The sequence below is a fragment of the Pseudoalteromonas sp. bablab_jr010 genome (genome assembly GCF_016464105.1).
Classification (GTDB): domain Bacteria; phylum Pseudomonadota; class Gammaproteobacteria; order Enterobacterales; family Alteromonadaceae; genus Pseudoalteromonas; species Pseudoalteromonas simplex.
Genome location: NZ_JACDWV010000201.1, coordinates 38,788 through 54,291, shown reverse-complemented (window position 1 = coordinate 54,291; position 15,504 = coordinate 38,788). Strand labels below are relative to the sequence as shown.

The window sequence follows — 15,504 nt, the reverse complement described above, 5'->3', positions numbered from 1 at the left end:
CAAACTAGCATAATTATGAAAAAAAAAGCCGCTGTTGAGCGGCTTTTTTGACAACAAAATGCTAGAACGAGTAGCGGAAGCCGATGTTGTAGCGCGCACCGTATTGGTTTGCACGTAACAGCTGCTCAGAGTAACGAACGTAAGTACGTTGCGTTTCATCTGTCAGGTTAAGGCCTTCAACAAACACTGTTAGGTTCTCGTTAACTGAATAGTTCACGTTGATATCCCACTGGCCATAAGACTCAGTAAAGATAGGTGAAGCATGTTGGTCAAAGCCTGTTAAGAACTCATCACGCCAGTTATAAGAAATACGAGCCGATAAACCATTTAAATCATAAATCGCAGAGAAGTTAGCTGAATCACTTAAACCCGGTAGGGCAAATTGATAGCCGATAGCATCTCGGTCTGCTTCAACATCACCAAATACGAAAGTCGCGTTAGCGGCAATACCAAAGCCAGAATCACCAAACATATGTTGCGCTGCTAGCTCCCAGCCCCATAGATTTGCTGTTTCAACGTTGTTATCACGCGATACGAAGAAGTTTGCTAGAGGATCTGTATCGTTACCAACGATAGGTGTGCCTTCTTCTGTGCCTTGGTTTTCGTTGATCTTATCGTGAATTGCTTGGTCAGATGGTTGCTCACCCGCTGCCGCTAAATCGTCACGCGCTTGTTCAGCACGATCACCGATGAATGGGTCTGTAATACCGTCAATCGTCTCTTCGGTTGTGATATTTACAAGGAAGTTATCAACTTGCTTACGATAGTAACCCGCAGACATATAGCTGCCTTCACCGTAGTAGTATTCAAGTGATAGGTCGATATTATCTGAAGTATAAGGTTTTAAGTTCGGGTTACCCACAGCCACTTTACGTTGACCCACTTTCGGGTTACCTAAGAATGACGTTGTTGAGCGAAGCGCGCCTACAGGAGGACGAGCAAGGCTGCGGCTGTAAGAGAAACGTGCAATAACGTCTTCAACTACTTCGATATTCATATCGATGCTAGGTAGAAACTCTTTGCTACTACCTTCACCGTTTGAGAATGAGCGTTCATCAGCGTAAATGTAAGACCATTCGTTACCGTTAACCCATTCCATTGCAACAGCAGGGCGCTCTAAGCTGTTTGCTGTAACATCTGTTGATTCGTAACGTAAACCCGCAGTGATGTTCACTGGCATACCGTTAAATTCTGTTTCGAAGTTAGCTTGTGCGTATACCGCCGTTGTTTCTTCGCTTACACGGTGGTCGTCATCGATTGGACCCGCTTGCACCATGCCGTTTACATCAGCAGGCCAGCTACATGCGCCAATACCGCCATCCGGGTGATCACAGTCAATGCTTTCGGCAATCGCGACAATCTCATCAAAATCAGCATCGTAGTAGTAATTTAATAACTTATCGCTACCACCACCAGAGAAGCCATCAAGTAAACCTGAGCTGTCGACACGAGTGAACATGCTGTCATCGTACCAATCCGCAGAGTTCAACCACCAACCAGCAGCAAGCTGACCTGAGTAGGCTGTTGTCGTACGGAAATCGATTTTAGTGTGTGATACACCAAAGTTAATGCTCGATAGAGAACCGCTGTCTTCGTTATACCACGTACCTTTTAACTGGTATTGGTCAAGATCGTTAGTGTTGGTATCTTTGTTTACACCGGCGAAAAGGGTTCCCATATCGCTCGGTAAAATTTCTGCTTGGCCATTGGTTAAGGTCATATCAATAAGCGGAATTTCGCCTTGGCTAAAGTCAGCCATTTTTTCGTCGATATTAACCGTTGGGTTTTCACACCATGAACATGATGTGTTACCAATGATCATAAACGCATCGTGGCCAATACCTACACCGGCACTTTCAGCCGATGAGTTATGCGCATCAAACTCAATGTTTAAATTGTCTGTTACTTGCCAATCAATGTTTAAACCAAGCGATTTATTTTCGTTGGTTGTTGCACCACGGTTTAAGTTTGTAGAGTAGTCACCACCAATTTCAGTTACCTGCGTGTAAGTACCTTTTTCATTGATAGTTGCTGCGCTGACGTTACCACCATTATTGAACCATACACCAAAGCTACGGCCATCTTTTTCAAACTCGAGTTTTGAGTAAGTGTAATCAACGGTTGCAGTAATGCGGTCATTCGGTGCGTATTGCAGCACAAGTTGACCATTGGTACGTTTGCGTGAATTGTCTGAAAACGCGTAACCTGCATTTTGCGGATACCAGGTTGCGCCATCTGCGCGCTGGTTGTTATCTGTCAGTGCTAAATCAGGAGACGATGAAATGTCAACATTTGGGATCCAGTTATCAACTGCCATTGATTGTTCGCGGTTATCACGTTCTTGAACTGAGCCTGAAATTAAAATCCCGAATTTGTCATCGTTGAATGTGTTGCTGTAGATACCTGAAAGCTCAGGGGTTACATCATCACCTGTTTCGTTTGATGTGTCGTGAACTGCTTTTGCACCAATCGAAGCGTGCAAACCAGGATTAGAAAGTGGTTTAGCTGTAGTGATATTAACTGTTGCACCAATACCCCCGCTAGGGATATCAGAACGCGCTGTTTTATATACTTCAACACCGCTCACACTTTCTGTTGCGATGTCACCAAAATCAAATGAACGACCACCAGTTGTTGGCATTTGGCGATTGTTAAGGGTTACTAAGTTAAATTCAGGGCCAAAACCACGAACCGTAATTTTGCTACCTTCACCATTACTACGGTCAATAGACACACCGGTAATTCGTTGCAAAGATTCAGCTAGGTTGGTATCAGGGAATTTACCAATGTCTTCAGAGGTAATTGCATCAACAACCCCCGCAGATTGACGCTTGATATCCATTGATTTTACTAGGCTTCCGCGAATACCTGATACTTGTATTACTTCAATATCACTTGCTTTGTCGGGCTGTTCTTCGGCGACAGCTGAGTGAGGAACTAGCGCGCTTAAACCCATTGCCATAGACAGGCTAATAGCAAGCTGCTTTTTCTTGAAAAGTGTGTGGTTCATGCAAATCTCCAGATTTGGTTTTATTTTATGTTGTTGTCTATTTTTGTAAGCGCTTACATTTCTTTCCAAAAAAAAATCGCCGAACCCGATTTTTAAAATGTAACCGCTTACATTAAGTTATTAGAAAGTAGAACAATCGTCAACATAAATAACGCTTATAGTGAAAGGTAATATCTATGTTTATGTTATTATGAGAATTATTCTACCAATGAATTTACTTGTTTTAGGTACGAAATTGGCGAGTTAATGCTAAAAATAAAAAATTGAGTCTTTTACATTTGTTAAAATGAGAGGTATTTGCGTGCAATCAGTGAAATGGAATAAAGAAGTATTCACCCCAAGCAAAATTATTTGCGTAGGTCGTAATTATGCTGCGCATATTGCAGAGCTTAACAATGAAACACCAACAAATATGGTGCTGTTTGCAAAACCAAATAGCGCCATCACTGATTCTCTTAATAGCGAACACTTAGGTGAGGCTCTACATTACGAAACTGAGCTTTGCTTTTTAGTTAAAGATAAACAGCTGGCAGCGGTTGCGCTTGGGCTTGATTTAACCAAACGAGGCTTACAAAGCACACTTAAAGAAAAAGGCCTGCCTTGGGAGCGCGCAAAAGCATTTAATGGTTCAGCGCTTTTTACTGAATTTGTTGCGGTTAATGCCAGTTGTCATTATCAATTTAGTCTAAAGATTGATGGAATAGACACTCAACTAGGCGATACAAGGTTAATGCTGCATAACGCAGAGCAAATCTTAGCTGAAATTAGTGATTTTATGGACCTAGAAGATGGCGACATCATTATGACTGGCACGCCTGAAGGGGTAGGGAAGGTTGTCGCAAATTCGAGCTTTGCTGTAACACTTATGGATGATCAACAGGAGCTGTTATCTCATCAGTGGCAGGCTCTTTAAGCGGGTCTAAAATAGAGCGCTGATAATAAGTTGAAAACTCAGGAAAGCTTTGTTCGAGCCAAATTCGTTGGCTTTGCTGGTATTTTTCACTCGGCAGTACTTTGTTTTTCAGCGCCTCATTGATTTCTGCAAGTACTTTTTCGGCATAATTATTAGGCGCATTTGTTGAGCAACCAATGGCACCAAAAACCACATTTTGAGTTGGATTAGCAATGCTGAGCTTTTGAATATTCTGTTGGTTTTGTTGATTGTAATAATCAGCAACAAATGGGTAATCAATTGTGTAATCAATGTAGCCATGCTCTAACTGCGATAGTAGCGCTTGGTTTGCATGGCTGCCGGTGCCACTTAATGCAGCACTCTCATAAAGCTTAGTATTTTTAGCTATTGCGTCCAGTTTACTGCCAAATTTTCGCGCATCATTTTGGCCATAAATAAAATTGGCATCAGTCAATAATGAAATTAATGACACTGGATTACCGTGTTTTTGCTTAATCTTTAGCGCTCTTTCTTCAGTACTTAACACGCTAAAGGATGGATAAACTGCAGTTGGAATAGAGTAAGTGGCACGGTTAGTTTTTTTATCTCGATGGATCATGCACGCGTAACACGCTAAGTGGCCATCATCGAGATATTTGCTTAATCGCTTAGGTGGCAATAGTGACTTTTGATGCTTAAAATTTGGCATTGCTTCAATCAGTAAGTCGGTTATGTTGTTGCACAAGCCACCTAAAGGATATTGCTCAGATTTATCAACAAAGAAAGGTTTGTTATCTGTTTCGAGCCAAGTTATAGAAAGCCGCTCTGAAGCATAGGTTATAGGAACAAGCACTATCACCATTATCATGCATAATATATGTTTTACGTATTTACTCATTAACAACCAAAAAAGTTAAATGCTGTGAATTACCATACACTAAAGTATTGGTGAAGTTGTAGGAGAAAGGTAAAAATGATGAATAAGTATTAATAAGCCTATCATTTAATAGACTTATTAATATTGCAGGGAGATGCTCAAAAAGGCATTGGATAACGGTTAAATACGTCAGCGATTTTATCGTTAGCTTCATCGCTTAATTGCACAGAAAAAGCATCGATATTTTCTTTTAACTGCGCCATTGATGTTGCACCTATAATCGTTGAGCTTACGCCATCCACTTGATTACACCAAGCCAATGCAAGTTGTGAAGGGGTTAAATTAAAGGCGTTAGCAATTTCAACATATTCAGCAATCGCAGCGCGAGATTGTACTGTGTCTCTAAATAAACCATTACGTTGCACTAGCGTCCAACGACTACCTTCAGGGCGAGCACCATTTAAGTACTTACCGCTTAACATGCCGCCACCTAGCGGTGACCAAGGTAGGTAAGCAATATCTTCATGAATACATTGTTCAATCAAATACGGCCAATCTTTGGCGTGCAGGAGACTAAATTCGTTTTGAATAGAAACCATACGCGGAAGGTTATGCTGCTCACTTAAACGCAAGTACTGGCTAATGCCCCAAGGAGTGTCGTCTGATAAACCACAGTGCTTAATTTTACCAGCCTTGATACAGTCATTTAGACCTTCAAGAATATCTAACATACCCGCGATATTTTGATCAGTGTCAGCTTCTGAGAAGCACACTTTACCTGGCCACTGTTTACCAAAGTGCGGTGATGTACGGTTAGGCCAATGTAATTGGTATAAATCGATAACCTCAGTTTGTAAGCGTTTAAGAGATGCATCAACGGCTTCAACCACTGCTTGGCGAGTAATATCGCCTGCATCGCGTACCCAAGGTAAGCCGTTACCTGCTATTTTAGTGGCAATGACAAGATCATCGCGTTTGTCTTTATTACGCGCTAACCAATTACCGATGATCTCTTCTGTCTTACCGTAGGTGTCTGGAGAAGGTGGTACGGCATACATTTCGGCGGTATCAATAAAGTTAACGCCTTTATCTAATGCATAGGCGATTTGTTCATCGGCATCGGCTTGGTTGTTTTGCATACCCCATGTCATGCTACCTAAGCAGACACGAGATACATCAATACCACTTCGACCAAGTGGGCTATAAAGCATAATAGATCCTTGTTAATCGCTAGAATGGGCTTTAAGTGCAGTTAATAACTCATCATTTAACTGAGCTTTTTTACCCGTTTTAAAATTAAACATAACCACTTGTGATGAGCCAATGGTTGTTACTGCGTCTTGGCTTTCACTAAATACAGTGTAATGCATCATAAAGCGATCGTGTTCAATGTCACTAATCTTAACACCAACATGCACCGTATCAGGAAATGTTACTGGGCGTTTATAGCGAGCATTGTTCTCGCTGATCACCGGACCCACACCTGTTACTTGTAAATCTTTAAGAAAGCCTAGTTGAGTGAAAAAATCGATACGAGCTGTTTCGAAGTAGCGAAAGTACACCACATTATTAACGTGTTGAAGGGCATCCATTTCACCCCATGCGACATTTATTTTGGTTCTGATAGGGTGTTGTTCTATAAACGATTGCATAGTAAATCTTCATTGATTGTGAGAAAACTTAGGTTAGCAATATGATGCTTTTAGCTCAAGGAAATTAGAAATCTCAGTAAATCGTGCTAGATTTATAAGTTCACGCTTACGTAAAGTGTGAGTAAAATGAACACACATTAAAGGACCTTAATTATGCAGCAACTAACCTTGAGGGTGATAAAGTGGATTGCACTTTTCATCTTACTTGCTCTAGCTTTGCTCTGTTATAGCATGGGCACAATGTCAGGATTTATCGCTTTAATTGTCGTGGGCTTGTTATTCGAAGCCGCCTTTTGGTTATTTGGCGCACGGCTTATCAGTCGCAAAAAACCAAACCAACAAACAAGCCAAACCTCTTAGCTTGCACTCTCAGGAAGTTTAAATATAATAACTGTATATATAAACAGTTGTTGTGTTCCTGATGAAAAAATTCATTCACATCGATATGGACTGCTTTTATGCAGCTGTAGAGATGCGTGATAACCCCGCGCTTGCCAATGTGCCTCTGGCTATAGGTGGTAATAGTCGTCGCGGGGTGCTTTCAACAGCCAACTATATTGCCCGTAAATATGGTGTGCGCTCGGCCATGTCTAACTATCATGCCAAACAACTGTGCCCCGATCTGGTTATCGTGCCCGGACGAATGCAGGTTTATAAAGAAATCTCCACGCAAATTCGCGCCATTTTTGCAAAGTACACTGACCTTATTGAGCCGTTATCGTTAGATGAAGCCTACCTTGATGTAACCGACAGTACCGCATGCAAAGGCAGTGCAACACTCATGGCACAGCAAATCCGCCAAGAAATCTATGACACCACTGGGCTGACAGCCTCAGCGGGCGTTGCGCCAATTAAGTTTATTGCCAAAATAGCTAGCGATGAAAATAAGCCTAATGGTCAATTTGTGGTATTACCCGATCAAGTTGATGACTTTTTGGCGAGTTTACCGCTTGGCAAAATTCCCGGCGTTGGCAAGGTGACCTTAGAAAAGCTGCAACTTAAAGGGCTTTACACAGGGGCTGATGTGCGTGCGAAAGGAGTTAATTGGATGCAGCAGCACATTGGTAATTTTGGCGTCTCTTTATATCAAAAGTGTGCAGGCGAGTACGTTGGCAAAGTGTCAACTGAGCGAGTACGAAAGTCACTCAGTGTTGAGCACACCTATGAATACAACAAAAATAATTTAGACGAGTGTTTAAGCCAGTTACCCCGCTTGATGGATGAATTAACCCGCCGTCTTGATAAACAACAATTAAACAACCGCATCAATAAATTATCGGTGAAGGTCAAGTTTGCCAATTTTGTCGTGACCAGTGCCGATCAAAGCCACCATCAATTAGACGAACGCATTTTTGCTGAGTTAATGAGCAAAGCCTATGAGCGAGGTAATAACCAGCCAGTACGCCTGTTAGGGATAGGTGTCGGAATAAAGAGTCAGGCTCACGAGCATTTTCAGCTGAGTATATTAGACTAAAGGTTAACACCTTGGTGTTTGAAAGTTTGTTAGTGTCTAGTTGGGGTGCTAGGCCTGCCTAGTTCAACACCTTAGACAACATTATAACTTAATAAGAGAGATGACTATGCAATCGGTCGTAATCGTGCTGCTCGGAATAGTCGGTATGTTGTTCGGATGGTTCTTTTATTCGAAATTCATCGCCGAAAAAATATTTAAAATGGATGATAATTTTGTCACACCTGCTCATGAACTTGAGGATGGTGTGGATTATGTGCCAACTAACAAAGTTGTGTTATGGGGCCACCATTTCACCTCTGTTGCAGGTGCTGCGCCAATTGTTGGCCCTGCTATTGCCGTATATTGGGGCTGGGTGCCTGCGGTACTTTGGGTGGTATTTGGTACTATCTTTTTTGCTGGTGTTCACGACATGGGGGCTCTTTGGGCCAGCGCGCGTAACAAAGGCAAATCAATGGGCGCTTTATCTGAAAGCGTAATTGGTAAGCGCACCCGTGCATTATTTATGATTGTGGTGTTCTTAGTACTATTGATGGTGAATGCGGTATTTGGTGTGGTGATTGCCAAGTCATTTGTATCGCAACCTAACGCGGTATTCCCCGCTTGGTCAGCGATTGTAGTGGCCTTAGTTATTGGCCAGTTACTACGCCGTAAAGTGTCGTTAATTCCGCTTTGTTTAGTTGGTGTGGGAATTCTTTATTACACCATTTACCTTGGTAGTGGTATGCCAATTTCATTACCTGATGAAATGTTTGGTCTAAGTGCGAATGCGAACTGGATCATTATCTTATTTATCTATGCAGCCATTGCTTCGTTATTGCCAGTATGGATGCTGTTACAGCCTCGTGACTTTATCAACGGTATGCAGTTATTGGTTGGCTTAGTGCTTCTTTACGGTGCGGTGTTTGTGTCAATGCCAGATATCACAGCGCCTGCGTTTAATACACAAACGGCGGTAGATACACCAAGTATTATTCCATTGCTATTTGTGACCATAGCTTGTGGTGCGGTATCGGGTTTCCACGGTATTGTGTCTTCAGGTACCAGCTCTAAGCAGCTGAACAAAGAAACCGATGGTCGCTTTGTGGGTTACTTAGGTGCGGTAGGTGAAGGTATGCTTGCGCTTATTACACTCGTTGCAGTAAGTGGTGTTGCACTTGCAGTATCACCTGAAGAATGGCACGAAATTTACAGTCACTTAGGCGCCGGTAGTGTCAGTGCCTTTATTAATGGTGGCGCAAACTTAATTGAAAGTGGTTGGGGTATCTCGCAAGAGGTGGCATCAACCTTACTTGCCGTAATGGTGGTCTTGTTTGCGGGGACTACCATGGACTCTGGCGTGCGCTTGCAGCGTTATATCATTCAAGAGTGGGGTGATATTTATAATATCAGCATCATTCGTAATGGTATTGTAGCTACACTCATTGCAGTTCTAAGTTGTTTACTGCTTGCTTTTGGTGCTGGTGGCGCTGACGGTAGCGGCGGTATGATCATTTGGCCGTTATTCGGTTCGACTAACCAAATCTTAGCAAGCTTAACCTTACTGGTGATTTCGGTAATGTTAATTAAAGCGAATCGCCCAGCTAAATACACGCTTATACCAATGAGTTTTGTATTAGTTATGGCGTTCTTTGCTGGGGTTATTAAACTGGGCGAGTACTACCAACAAGGTAACTGGTTACTGGTGACGCTTGATTTATTAGTACTGGTCGTAAGTGTTCTGGTTATGCTTGAAGCTTGGTCTGTGATTGTTAAGCATCGTAAAGACTCAGCACACATTACAGAGCAGTAAACTTAGCTTGCCAGCCTTATAGTTAGCTATCTTACTTGGCTGGCAATAGCGCTCTAAATCAATGATAATAAGGTCCTATGTTTTTAACAGCAGGACCTTTTTTATGGCATACCCTCATGCAGTTGCAGCCCCTCAACTAGCGGATGCAAATCACGATGCATTGATTATTATCGGTGATGATTTTTCTTCTTTAGCAGACGCAAGCTTAAGTCAAGCTATTAGCGCTCAACAAGCTGTAGACGCACGTATTGGCAAACAAGTGACATTACTTGTAATTGACTCTAAACGCGTTATTTTAGCGCCTACAGGCCCTCTGAACCGTGATTATGATGATGTACGTCGTTACTTTGATGCAGCAAAGCAAGGTGTACTAGAAGCGAAAGCATCGGGTAGCACTCAGCCTGCAATTTTACTTGCTAACGTAAATCAAGATAGCCGTTACAAGCATGCCCTTGAAGTGGCTTATTTAGGTGCTTGCCAAGCGCTTTGGCAACCACTTGAGGCACGTGAGTTCCACGGCCAAGCGATTGAACCAGTTAGCCAAATTAGCCTAGTGGGTGCAGACGAGGCAATGAGCAAAGCGCTTAATGCTATTGCTGCAGGTCAATACGCTGCACGTGATTTATGTGGTACAGAGCCTGAGCGTATGGCACCACCTCGTTTTGCAGACTACTGCGTTGAGTTATTTGCTGGTAGTAAGGTGTCTGTTGAAGTGATTTCAGATATCAACACTATCGATAAAGATTACCCAATGATGAGCACCGTAGCGCGCGCATCTTATGCTGTTGAGCGTCATCACCCACGTGTTGTAAAACTAGAATACGTGCCTGAAGGCGATGTTGAGCGTACCTTAATGTTTGTTGGTAAAGGTTTAGTTTACGATACCGGTGGTGCAGACCTTAAAGTGGGTGGCTTTATGGCAGGTATGAGCCGTGATAAAGGCGGTGCTGCTTCGGTTGCTGGCTTTATGAAATCAGTGGCTGACTTTGCACCAAAAGGCGTAAAAGTGATTGCTTACTTAGCCGTAGTTCGTAACTCAATTGGTTCTGATTGTTTTGTTCCTGATGAAATCATTACTAGCCGCGAAGGTGTACGTGTTCGTATCGGTAACACAGATGCTGAAGGCCGTTTAGCTATGGGCGACTTACTAAGCGAAATGAAAGATCGCGCTTTAAACGAAGTGAATCCAGAGCTATTCACTGTTGCAACACTAACAGGCCACGCAGCACGTGCTATGGGTCCTTACAGTGCGTATGTTGAAAATGGTCCAGCTCGCGCGGCGAAAATTTCGCGCCAAATTGCTGACTTAGGCGATTTGTGGGCAGATGGCGCAGAAGTATCTCGTAGCCGCCGTGAAGATTATGACTTCATTCGCCCTCGCACATTAGCTGATGACGTACTATCAAGTAACAATGCAGCTTCTGCTGTAACTGCACGTGGTCATCAGTTCCCGATGGCATTCTTAGCGATTGTTGGTGGTTTAGATAAGCATGGTACTGAATCAGCGCAGCCATTACCGTATGTTCATATGGATATCGCAGGCAGTGGTGTAGAAGGTGGTGATTGGCAACATGGCAAGCCTACCGCCGCAACAGTAAGCAGCTTATTCGCTCGTTATTGTTTGTAAGTTGTAAGTTTAAAAAGCATAAGCTTTAGACACAACCCTGTGCTCTAAAGCCTATGCTTGGTCAGGTTTAGTCTTTTATGTTCTTCTTTCGGTTTCTACGAATAAAGCACAGTGCGCCGAGCATTAGTGTAAAGTAACCTGATACACTGCCGCTTGCTTTATCATCTGGGGTTGCATGCTCTGGAATACCATCTTCATTGGTGATTGTGATTACTTCATCAGCGTATTTTTCATTGAATGATTCAGACTCTAATACGAGAGTGAAGCGTCTTGAGCCATCTACCTCTGAATTATCAATAATGTCGATCGTAATGTCTTTTTGTGTTTCGCCTTGAGCAAAGGTAAGTACTTCATCAAGAGCTGTAAAATCAGTGCCGCCGACCGCGCTATCATCCGTCGTTTTTATACGAACTTTTGTTTCAAAATCGGTTGGATCGGATTTGATTATACCAACTAATAGTTGGCCGCTATTTTCTGATATTTGTGTGTCTGAAATGTCTAATTCATAGCTGAAATCAACATCGTTGTCTTCAATCGTTACAATTGATTCATTGAAGATTATGTCACTTTCATCAGATGCTAGTTTGATATTAAAAGAGCGAGAACCATCAACTTCATTATTATCAAATATATTTATAGCTAGTTCTTTTTCAGTTTCTTGGCTCGAAAAAGTAAGGGTCTCATCAAGTGCTGTATAATCTTCTCCAGCAATAGCATCCACGTCTTCGGTGTAAATTCGTATTTTCGAACTACTATCTAAGCCTGAGTTTTTAATGACCTTGAATGTTACTTCATTTTCGTCTTCGGCTATATTGAGAGTATTACTATTAAATTCATAATCTTGCTGAGGTTGAGTGCCCGAAACAGTGAAAAGATCAAATGACGCATCACCTTTTTCACCTTCTATGATATGACTTAGTCTCAGCTGTGCGGGAGTTGTTCTGTAGTTAGATAGATCAACCGTCACTTTTTCCCAAATGTCGCCGTCGGAGTGTTGTTGGCCTTCTTTTCGCCATAACTCAGCCCACGTTTGCGCATTATCGGCGGATACCTCGATAATACTAGTTCCCATATCTTTGCCGTGCATATTGAAGTAAAACTCCAATGTCGGTTTTTCGATGAAGCTCAAGTCATAGCAAGGGCTTAAGTAGTTTAATTTGTCACCTTTTTTGGCATATACAATGTCATCAAAATCAGTGTCATCCCGTTTGCTACTATCAATTTGTAAATAGCTGTGCCCCTCAAAGGGTTCATCAGCACCTGTTCTGCTTGAATTTGAATCAGGTGAGGTTCTAAAAAAGAAGCCGTTATTAGCTACATCTTGAACCCATGGCTGCGCTATTTCTTGATTAAAATTAAAGCCATCTATATGTGGGAATTGAGTAACTATAATTGAGTTTTCGCAGTTTGGTACGGTTCTACCTTCACCAAATTGATTAAAAAGATGGTATTTATCTCTTTGCAAAACGTACTGCATACGGTCTATTTGTTGTGCAGAAAAGTGCGTACGGCAGGTATTTTTTCCTTGGCTCATTATGTTTTTGGCATCAGGGGCGTAGGGAGTACCTTCTTCATCTTCGGCAGAGCCTGTGTATTCGCAATTTTCAATATCATCATCTAAGTCATCAAAAGAAGGAGGGGTGTCGATTATCTGGTCACCGTACAAGTAGCCACGTTCACCGATTTGCACTGAAATAGGTTCATCATCACCATCGGCAAAGGTATGCAATAAACTGAGGTTATGGCCGATTTCATGTGCGAGTGTCGTTGTAACAAGATCTTCTGTATCAATTAACACACCATCTACGCCAAAGTAAGGAAAAAACGCATTACCATTGACGCCATCAAAGTCTGCGACCATGACATTTAAAGCTGATTTATCAAAATAAGGCTCAATAAATAACACTCTATTGTCTGGTGAGTAATCGTCGTCATAAAAACCAGGCATCTCTTCGTTGGTTACGAAGTCAGTAGATTTATAGTGATATGAGTAACCTGTACCTTGATAATGTGAATTTAAGTTTTCAATTGATTGCTCAATAGTGGCTTGGTCAACTTTGGCATTAGCGCCATCTTTATCGGTTGCTGCAACTATAAAGTGTAATGGAATTTGTTTTGTTTGAGTTGTATCTGCCAGCGCTTGATTAGTTACTCCGAGTAGCGAGTAAGTGCAAATTGCAGCTAACATAGTACGCTTTAAGTGTGTGTTCTTTTTGGGGTGTATGTTTCTTGAAGGCACTTTGGTATCGCTCCTTATTATTTTTGTAATAGTGATTAAATGCCAATGGCAATTTAATTCAGCACACCCCATTAGTTCCTTTTTAATTTATTTATGTAAATCTCGTTAATATCTATTTATCATCTTTTTTTTATCTATTTAATAAAGGTCTAATTAAATCAGTGGGTTGTGTTTTTGGTGGCTTCAAAAATTACTAGGGGATAAAAAAGAAAGGTTATAGAAAAACCCCGCAAACCATTGCAGGGCTTTTGAATTGCTGTGATCAATCGAGTTTGAAACGGTTAACTACATCGCTCAATGCTTGTGAGCTATGCTTTAAATTATCACTGGCGTTGGAAAGTCCTTGGGTATTCGACAGTGATTGCTCGGTTGATTGAGAAAGCTCATTAATCCGCAAGTTAACTTCATCTGCGGCACTGGTCTGTTGCTCAGTAGCGCGGGCGATTTGGCTGTTCATATCTTTGATAATAGTGACAAGTCGCTCAATCTCACTCAGCGAACTATTTGCTTCACCAGCTTGTGAAACTGTTTCGGTTGATAACTGTTGGCTTGCTGATACAGCATCAACAGCAGCTTGTGCGCCGGTTTGTAGTTTACTGATCATGGCTTGAATTTCGTCAGTACTTTTACCTGTGCGACTTGCTAATGTACGTACTTCGTCAGCTACAACGGCAAAGCCTCGGCCTTGCTCACCAGCACGTGCCGCTTCAATAGCAGCATTGAGTGCCAGTAAGTTGGTTTGCTCAGCAATACTGCGAATAACATCAAGTACTGAACCAATGTTGTTACTCTCTGCAGCAAGATCCGCCGTTACCTTACTCACTTGTTCAATATTATGCGACAGGGTCTCAATGGCGGTAATGGTCTTGTTAAGAACCTGCTTGCCTGCTTCGGCATTTTGCGCCGCTTCATTGGCAGCATGTTCAGCTTGGTCAGCATTTTGACTAACATCGTGAATTTGATGAGTCATTTGTTCCATAGCGGTTGCTACTTGAGTTGAACTATCGTTTTGTAATTCAATAAAAGAGTGATTGGTTTTACTCGCATCATCTACGCTATGAGCAAACTGATTTACTTGCTCGGCATTGTGGGCAACATGTTTCAGTGACTCACGCATTTTTGCGGTGTACAAATTAAAATAGCGCGACAAACGAGACACTTCATCGTTGCCATTTTCATCAAGCTCTTGAGTTAAATCACCTTCACCTTGTGAGATATCTTTCATCATATTTGCGGCAAGTTGTGTCGGACGAAGAATGCTATTGGCAATTAGGTAGCTAAGCGCAACCAGTAGGGCAATAATCACTACCGCGGTGATAATGACATGGGTACGAAGTGACGAGAACGCCTCTTCAATGGTATCAATGTAGACACCAGAGCCAACAATCCATTGCCACTTTGCAAACCCTTTTACGTAGGCAATTTTATCAACGGGCTGATCTTTACCTGGCTTTGGCCACTTATAGGGAATAAAACCCTCTCCTTGTTTTTTGACAATATTGACCATATCGACAAATAACAACACACCATCTGGATCTTTACTGCCCGCTAGCGATTTACCATTTAATTCTGGCTTAAACGGGTGCATGACCATAACGGGTTCATAATCGTTGATCCAAAAGTAATTGTTATTGTCATAACGTAGTGCAGAAATTGTTTCGAGGGCTGCTTGCTTGGCTTGTTGCTCACTCAGCTTACCTTGCTCAAACAACGCATAGTTATGCTCAATAATAGAGTAGGCTGACTCAACAAGGTTTTGGGTTTTTATGTATTGCTCTTGCTTTAGCGAGCTGTATTGCTGCGTTAAACTCGAGACGCTCAAAAATATCAGCCCTATCACGACCACACTCACTAACATGGCGAGGCGCTGAAAAATTGTAAAACGGCGTAAGTAATTCATGTGTGTTCCTTCGTCATGCTCATAAGAGCAATGTATTAAGCGTA

11 protein-coding genes are annotated in these 15,504 nt (G+C 42.1%); 5 read left to right on the top strand and 6 right to left on the bottom strand.

Going from position 1 to position 15,504, the window contains the following annotated elements:
- Positions 1-61: 61 nt before the first annotated feature.
- Positions 62-3,010: a TonB-dependent receptor gene (locus JIG37_RS20960; protein WP_244664420.1), complete on the bottom strand. Its 2,949-nt coding sequence runs from the start codon at positions 3,008-3,010 to the stop codon at positions 62-64.
- A 301-nt stretch (positions 3,011-3,311) separates the two neighbouring features.
- Between JIG37_RS20960 and JIG37_RS20955 the strand changes: the two genes are divergently transcribed.
- On the top strand, positions 3,312-3,923 hold the full coding sequence (locus JIG37_RS20955; protein WP_054552598.1) for a fumarylacetoacetate hydrolase family protein: 612 nt from the start codon (positions 3,312-3,314) through the stop codon (positions 3,921-3,923).
- On the opposite strand, the gene JIG37_RS20950 is transcribed toward JIG37_RS20955, so the two are convergent.
- From JIG37_RS20950 to JIG37_RS20940, 3 genes are all read right to left on the bottom strand, one after another.
- On the bottom strand, positions 3,874-4,755 hold the full coding sequence (locus tag JIG37_RS20950; protein WP_138600380.1) for an ABC transporter substrate-binding protein: 882 nt from the start codon (positions 4,753-4,755) through the stop codon (positions 3,874-3,876). The two genes, JIG37_RS20955 and JIG37_RS20950, sit on opposite strands and share 50 nt — an antisense overlap.
- Positions 4,756-4,937: 182 nt before the next feature.
- The gene (locus JIG37_RS20945) at positions 4,938-5,990 is read right to left on the bottom strand and encodes an aldo/keto reductase (protein WP_138616062.1); all 1,053 of its coding nucleotides are present in this window, start codon (positions 5,988-5,990) and stop codon (positions 4,938-4,940) included.
- A 12-nt stretch (positions 5,991-6,002) separates the two neighbouring features.
- Positions 6,003-6,431: a thioesterase family protein gene (locus JIG37_RS20940; protein WP_054552595.1), complete on the bottom strand. Its 429-nt coding sequence runs from the start codon at positions 6,429-6,431 to the stop codon at positions 6,003-6,005.
- A 153-nt stretch (positions 6,432-6,584) separates the two neighbouring features.
- On the opposite strand from JIG37_RS20940, the gene JIG37_RS20935 reads away from it, so the two are divergent.
- The 4 genes from JIG37_RS20935 to JIG37_RS20920 all read left to right on the top strand — a co-directional run bounded on the left by JIG37_RS20935 (position 6,585) and on the right by JIG37_RS20920 (position 11,321).
- Positions 6,585-6,791, top strand: coding sequence for a hypothetical protein (locus tag JIG37_RS20935; RefSeq protein ID WP_054552594.1), 207 nt, complete (start codon positions 6,585-6,587; stop codon positions 6,789-6,791).
- A gap of 61 nt (positions 6,792-6,852) precedes the next feature.
- Positions 6,853-7,905 carry a DNA polymerase IV gene (gene dinB / locus JIG37_RS20930; RefSeq protein WP_054552593.1) on the top strand — a complete coding sequence of 351 codons (1,053 nt, stop codon included), beginning with the start codon at positions 6,853-6,855 and terminating at the stop codon, positions 7,903-7,905.
- 106 nt (positions 7,906-8,011) lie between these two features.
- Positions 8,012-9,694, top strand: coding sequence for a carbon starvation protein A (locus JIG37_RS20925; protein WP_054552592.1), 1,683 nt, complete (start codon positions 8,012-8,014; stop codon positions 9,692-9,694).
- Positions 9,695-9,797: 103 nt separating this feature from the next.
- Positions 9,798-11,321, top strand: a complete 1,524-nt coding sequence (locus tag JIG37_RS20920) for a leucyl aminopeptidase family protein (RefSeq protein WP_199530197.1) — start codon at positions 9,798-9,800, stop codon at positions 11,319-11,321.
- Between the two features lie 67 nt (positions 11,322-11,388).
- Here the strand turns inward: JIG37_RS20920 and JIG37_RS20915 are convergent, their stop codons facing one another.
- A complete protein-coding gene (locus JIG37_RS20915) occupies positions 11,389-13,509 on the bottom strand; it encodes a Calx-beta domain-containing protein (protein ID WP_054552590.1) in 2,121 nt (706 codons plus the stop codon).
- A gap of 313 nt (positions 13,510-13,822) precedes the next feature.
- The gene (locus tag JIG37_RS20910) at positions 13,823-15,460 is read right to left on the bottom strand and encodes a methyl-accepting chemotaxis protein (RefSeq protein WP_199530196.1); all 1,638 of its coding nucleotides are present in this window, start codon (positions 15,458-15,460) and stop codon (positions 13,823-13,825) included.
- Positions 15,461-15,504 lie beyond the last annotated feature (44 nt).

Excerpts from the sequence above, each read along its gene's own strand:
- JIG37_RS20960 (WP_244664420.1), bottom strand. The coding sequence starts at position 3,010 with ATGAACCACACACTTTTCAAGAAAAAGCAGCTTGCTATTAGCCTGTCT.
- JIG37_RS20945 (WP_138616062.1), bottom strand. The coding sequence starts at position 5,990 with ATGCTTTATAGCCCACTTGGTCGAAGTGGTATTGATGTATCTCGTGTC.
- JIG37_RS20940 (WP_054552595.1), bottom strand. The coding sequence starts at position 6,431 with ATGCAATCGTTTATAGAACAACACCCTATCAGAACCAAAATAAATGTC.
- JIG37_RS20935 (WP_054552594.1), top strand. The coding sequence starts at position 6,585 with ATGCAGCAACTAACCTTGAGGGTGATAAAGTGGATTGCACTTTTCATC.
- dinB (WP_054552593.1), top strand. The coding sequence starts at position 6,853 with ATGAAAAAATTCATTCACATCGATATGGACTGCTTTTATGCAGCTGTA.
- JIG37_RS20925 (WP_054552592.1), top strand. The coding sequence starts at position 8,012 with ATGCAATCGGTCGTAATCGTGCTGCTCGGAATAGTCGGTATGTTGTTC.
- JIG37_RS20920 (WP_199530197.1), top strand. The coding sequence starts at position 9,798 with ATGGCATACCCTCATGCAGTTGCAGCCCCTCAACTAGCGGATGCAAAT.
- JIG37_RS20915 (WP_054552590.1), bottom strand. The coding sequence starts at position 13,509 with ATGTTAGCTGCAATTTGCACTTACTCGCTACTCGGAGTAACTAATCAA.
- JIG37_RS20910 (WP_199530196.1), bottom strand. The coding sequence starts at position 15,460 with ATGAATTACTTACGCCGTTTTACAATTTTTCAGCGCCTCGCCATGTTA.